The following is a 5251-nucleotide window of genomic DNA, read 5'->3' on the forward strand; positions in this document are numbered from 1 at the left end:
TCTTTGCTTTTTTGTGCCGCTCCTAATTTATCTCCTATCCCTTGCCATCTTATCCTATCATACTTAATCTTAGCAAGAGGACTAGCTTGTATTTTAGTTAAAGCAAATTTGATCTTATTGCCTTTAGGTATAGAAAGTACAGGATAGCCTTTATTACTTACTCCTATTAAGCCCATTTGATAAACGGAATATTTATTATTGATTTTATGCTTTGAATAAGTATAAGGAAATACCAAAGCAACTTTAGTACAAGGTCCTCCAGCTACTGGAGGATTTAAACATCCACTTATACTAGCTCCTTGTATTTCATCGTGTAACATAATAGGAACATTATTATATTTTATTCTTTTAGCCTTTTTTGCTTTTAACTTAACTCTACCTCCATGTAAGCATAATAAAGTATTATCTTCTAAGATAGGATGCAAACAAGAAGTATCAAGAGTTACATTAATATCTTCTATTCTAGGAATAGTTATCTTTCTTTTTCTAGCCATGAAAAGCCTTGTGAGATTTGAGAATGTTTTCTAATTGCTCATCTTTAGCATAAAGAAATTTTTCTTCTAAGGAGCAATCAAAGTTTAAAGGAAAAGGTTTTAAGGTATTTTTACTTAAAAATTTTTCCCAAAGCATAGAATTTTCCTCTGAAGACAAATTCCAAAAATCATCTTTATTGTTATAAACATAATCTTGATAATCTATAAAATTTACAAAATTAATATTTGTATCTTTTTGTTTAGAGAGTAAACCTTGTATATTTTCTTCTTCGACTTTTTTTGGGATTTTGTTGTAATTGATAAGATAATGATTAAGTCTATCTTCATTTAACTCTTGATTATCAAGTTCTTTTAAAAACTCTTTAGAATAGTAATTTAAAAAATAATTATTCGCATATTTTTCTATATGTTTTTTAAAACTTCTTTTATAAATAAGTGTATTTTGGGTGGCAGGATAAGATTTAAAAGCATTATCTTTAGAATTTAATATATAGTTATAACCCGAAAAAAAATAAGAAAAATCCATAAAAGCATAATCAGCGCTGATGCCTTTACAAAGATCTAAAAACATATTTTGAAGTTCTAAAATAATTTTTTCATTTTTGCTTAAATTTAATTCTTTTTCTAGTTGCTCTTGATTTTTTGGGATAAAAGTATGACTGATTCTATGATTATAATTATCAACTAGATATTTTAAGCTTTCATCACTGAAATTAAAAGTTAAATTAAGCGAAGAGTTAAAATAAACATCATATTTATTGAAATAGGGTGCTAAGTTGTCTTTATCTATAAAAGCATTGATTTGATTTTGAGAAAAATTTTCACCACTTTCATTCCAAAAAGGAAAATTAGGAGAAAGATTTTTAAGTGCTCCTATTTCGCTTAAATCATTTTCTTGATAATATCTATGTAAAATATATTTGCTTTTATCTAAACATAGCCTATCGTAAATTTGGAGATAATTTGAAGGTAGAAAATCGCACCATTCATCATTTCCATGTAAATTTATGCCTTCAAATTTATCGATACTAAAATAAGCTTTAAGTTTCTGCATGGCTTTTAAAGTATCATTTAAATGTTTGTTATAAAAACTACCTTTATTAGCTTGTTTAAATTCAAACCAATCTTGAGAATTTAAACGATTCCCTTTTAAACTCCAAGCATCAAGATATTTTTCATCGCTAAAGGTTTTTGTAGAAAAAAGGTAAAAACTTACTTGATTAGCGCTTATATTTTGTTTCATTTTAATTCCTGAAGGTGTTTGAGGTGTTTTTATTGCTATTTTTAAAAACCTTTTTCAAATTCTTGTGAAATAAATTTTTATTTTTCACTATTTTCCTTTTTGTTGCCTAAACTATGAATTTTTTCACACCATTTATTAAAATGTCGGCATTTTAATCTTATATTATCTATGCCTATTTCTTTAGCGATTCTTCCACCGTGCAAGATTTTATTATAGCTTGGAAAAGATAAAATCTTTTTTAATCTATTTGAAGGACTTGTTTCTTTACTATTATTAATAAATTCTGGATTATCGAATTCTTTGACAATGTCTTCTAGTTTATAAATAAGTTTTTTATTCCATTCAGCATCTGCTTTAATTATTTTTGTAATATCACTAAAAAGCAAACTTTCAAATTCATGTGGCTGTATATAGCTAAAAAAATTATTTGTATCACATTTTTGTTTAATTGCTTCATCAAATTCTTCTTGTATTTTTTCAACGTGTTCATATATATTTTTATTACATTGTTTTTCTTTTAAAAATCTATTATCCAATCCATAGTAATCAAACATTGTTGTCATAAAAGCTTGTGAATCTTGTTTTAATTTTTTAACGATAAAATCAACAACCCTATCATACGCAAGTCCTCCACCTTTATGTCCTTTAGATGTAGGTATTATAAGTGGAGTAAGATAAACATTAGAGTTATAAAAATACGATCCTAAAATTTCATTTATAAATTTTTCCTCACTTTGTCCTTCGCAAATCACATAACATCTTGTAATCATTATTTTGGTCTCCCGCCTATAAGATTGCTAGCCCAAATTTCTCCAAGTGTATAGTCTTCAAGCCAAGCTTCTAATTTTTCATCATCCATTCTTGTAAAAGTAGATTCATCGTTTTCTTTATCTACTACTATAATATCTTGCGCTTCAAAATGGTTTATCAGTTCTACAGATTGTGAAGAAATAATGAGTTGCTTTTCTTTAGCCACTCTCTTAATAATTTCACTTAAAACCTTTAATGCATAAGGATGTAGTCCCAATTCCGGTTCATCAATAATAATCGTTCCCGACATTAACTCAAAAGGCTGAAGTAATAAAGTAGCTAAACATATAAATCTTAAAGTCCCATCAGAAAGCATATGGGATTTAAAAGGAGTATCAGGATTATTTTTATGATACCATTCTAATTGTATATTTTCATTATTTCTAAAAATAAATCCTCCAAAGAAAGGAGCGATATCTTGTATAGTCGTTAAAATTTGTTCATAGTGATTATTGTGATTATCATGAAGCATTTTAAGATAAGCTGCTATATTTTGTGCGTCTTCTTTAAATATAAGATTGTCATTTGCATCACACATTCCCTTCATCTTGGCTGTATCGCTTGTATCATGAAAATGATAAAGTTTCCATTTTTTGATTTCATTTAGAACATGTTGTGCTACTTTTTTAGAATAACTTCGTTCTATTATATCTGAAAGATTACTTTCTAGTTGATTACTTCCTATAGGTTCTTTATAGTCTTTATAGTCTCCATCAAAGAAAATATATTCATTTAATATCATAAGCTTATTTTCACTCGTTGGAACAAAGGTAGCATAATAACCATTTTTGCCAAAAGCAAATTCAAGATATATATTTTCAGTCTTTTTTCTGCCAAAATGTAAAAAATTATCAGGTCCTTTATCTTGTGTAAAAAATTGCAAATTTTTATTAAATAAAGCATTAAGCATTTTAAATACTGAAATAAAATTACTTTTGCCCGAACCATTTGCACCTATTAAAATATTTAATTTTTTAAGCTCAAATTTGGATAAATCTTTTATGGATTTATATCCTTTGATTGTTATTTTATCTAACATCTTTATCCTTTTGCAATTCCAGAATTTTTTTGCAATTCTTGGTTTTGGTTGAAAATTTCTTCTAATTTTTCTTCATAATTTAAGTCAAATCTTTTTATCACTATTTTATTGGGTGCTACACCTTTGATATGATGTAAATACATTTCTTTAAATACTGTTTTTATACTTCTGTGTAAATGTTTATGATAGATAAAGCCATTTCTTGAACCTTGATCTCCAGCTTCTTCTGAAAAATTTCTCAAACGAGAAGTGCCAACATCTGATACTTTATACCAATTTTTATCTTTTGACCTTAAAACCTCTTTTACTGTATTTTTTTTCTTTGCCTTTGTCTCTTCATCAAATTCCTTCACCTTGTCTTTATTTTTTATTAATGCTTCATGTTCTTGAAGAGTCAATGCGCTTCCTGAAAGATTTTCTGTTAATTGTGTATAGTTATTGCATATGAAAAAATAATCAAGTTCATATTCTCTAGCAAGTTTTAATTCAAAGCTGATTTGTTCTGTTAGGCTTTGAACTTGGACATTTTTAACCTCTACCAAACTAGGAATATCATTGATGATCACTAAAAAATCAGGTATGGTGTGATTAAAACTATGAAGATTGAAATTAGCATCAATTTTTCTTTGATTGCTCAAATGGCGTGTAGATCTTTTTTTAAAAAGTAAAGAGGTGATGTATTCTCCCGCATCTCCTATAACACTGGGTGTGATTTTTTTATTCTTATTTTCTTCAAGATCTATTTTTATTTTTTCACATTCTTCAATTTTTTTATTTTGTTTGTCTATCAAGTTTTTTTTAGTTTTTTTAGAAATTTCTGATGGATCAAGTTTTTCCAATATTTTAAGTTTTAACTTGGCAGTTTTTATAAGATCTTCTATTTGTTGTTTTTTGCCACCATAAGCAGCAAAGGTTGTTTTATTATTAAGCATTTCTTTAAATTCTTCAGGTGTTTGAAACTTAAAATCATCTGGATTATTTATTTGAGCTATTTTTCTTTGAAAAGTAAGAGTTTTTTGCTTACAATTTGCTAATTCTAAAATCACAAAGCTACTATTTAAAATAGGAACAGGATCAAATTCAAAATCTTTATTATCATCTTCAGGAAGTAATCTAGGTATAAGACACCATTGAGGGTTATCACCACCATAAAAATCTTCTAAAGTTCCTTGTTCTATTTTTGCGACACCATTTTTTATAGGAATTTTTTTTATGCAATCATGTTTTTTTATGTAATTATCTTTTTTTGTATAAACATCATAAAATATATCATAGTCATAATTTTTTCTTACAAATTTTCCAACAGGAGTAGCCTTATTGTCCAACTTATCAAATTCTTTATTAATATCTTCGCTGGTGTTAAGTCCAAGCTGTGCGATTTTCTCTTCTTTTTCTTGGTTGATTTTTTTTAGATATTTTTGGGAGTTATCTTTGTTAAATTGCAGGATTTCTTCTTGTGGATTTTGATCGTTTTGAATTTTTTCTACCTCTAAATGCTCTTTTACAGGTGCATAAAAGGCAATATAACCACCGATAATATCTACACTTTCAAATTCTTTAATGTAAAATTTAACATCATGAAATTTAATTTTCAAGAAAAAATCCTCCTTTTTATTATTTTTTTATCTTTCTTCTTTCTTCATACATTTTAATTTGTTCTGGTTC

General features: G+C 26.9%; 4 protein-coding genes and 1 pseudogene. All 5 read right to left on the minus strand.

Features of this window, described 5'->3' with window-relative positions; genetic code table 11:
• Positions 1 to 494 (minus strand): annotated as a pseudogene (locus tag AJ939_RS02835) (hypothetical protein); the annotation flags it as partial.
• Positions 487 to 1737: a hypothetical protein gene (locus AJ939_RS02840; RefSeq protein ID WP_044779668.1), complete on the minus strand. Its 1251-nt coding sequence runs from the start codon at positions 1735 to 1737 to the stop codon at positions 487 to 489. The pseudogene AJ939_RS02835 and the gene AJ939_RS02840, both read right to left, overlap by 8 nt.
• 77 nt (positions 1738 to 1814) lie before the next feature.
• Positions 1815 to 2507 (minus strand): DUF4276 family protein, encoded by a 693-nt coding sequence (locus AJ939_RS02845; RefSeq protein WP_070248693.1) that lies wholly within the window; start codon positions 2505 to 2507, stop codon positions 1815 to 1817.
• Positions 2507 to 3586, minus strand: coding sequence for an AAA family ATPase (locus tag AJ939_RS02850; protein WP_070233296.1), 1080 nt, complete (start codon positions 3584 to 3586; stop codon positions 2507 to 2509). The genes AJ939_RS02845 and AJ939_RS02850 overlap by 1 nt, the downstream gene beginning before the upstream one ends.
• Positions 3587 to 3588: 2 nt before the next feature.
• A complete protein-coding gene (locus tag AJ939_RS02855) occupies positions 3589 to 5181 on the minus strand; it encodes a putative toxin (protein WP_070233297.1) in 1593 nt (530 codons plus the stop codon).
• Positions 5182 to 5251: the final 70 nt, after the last annotated feature.

The sequence above is a fragment of the Campylobacter sp. BCW_6889 genome (assembly GCF_001762535.1).
GTDB classification, from domain to species: Bacteria; Campylobacterota; Campylobacteria; order Campylobacterales; family Campylobacteraceae; genus Campylobacter_D; species Campylobacter_D jejuni.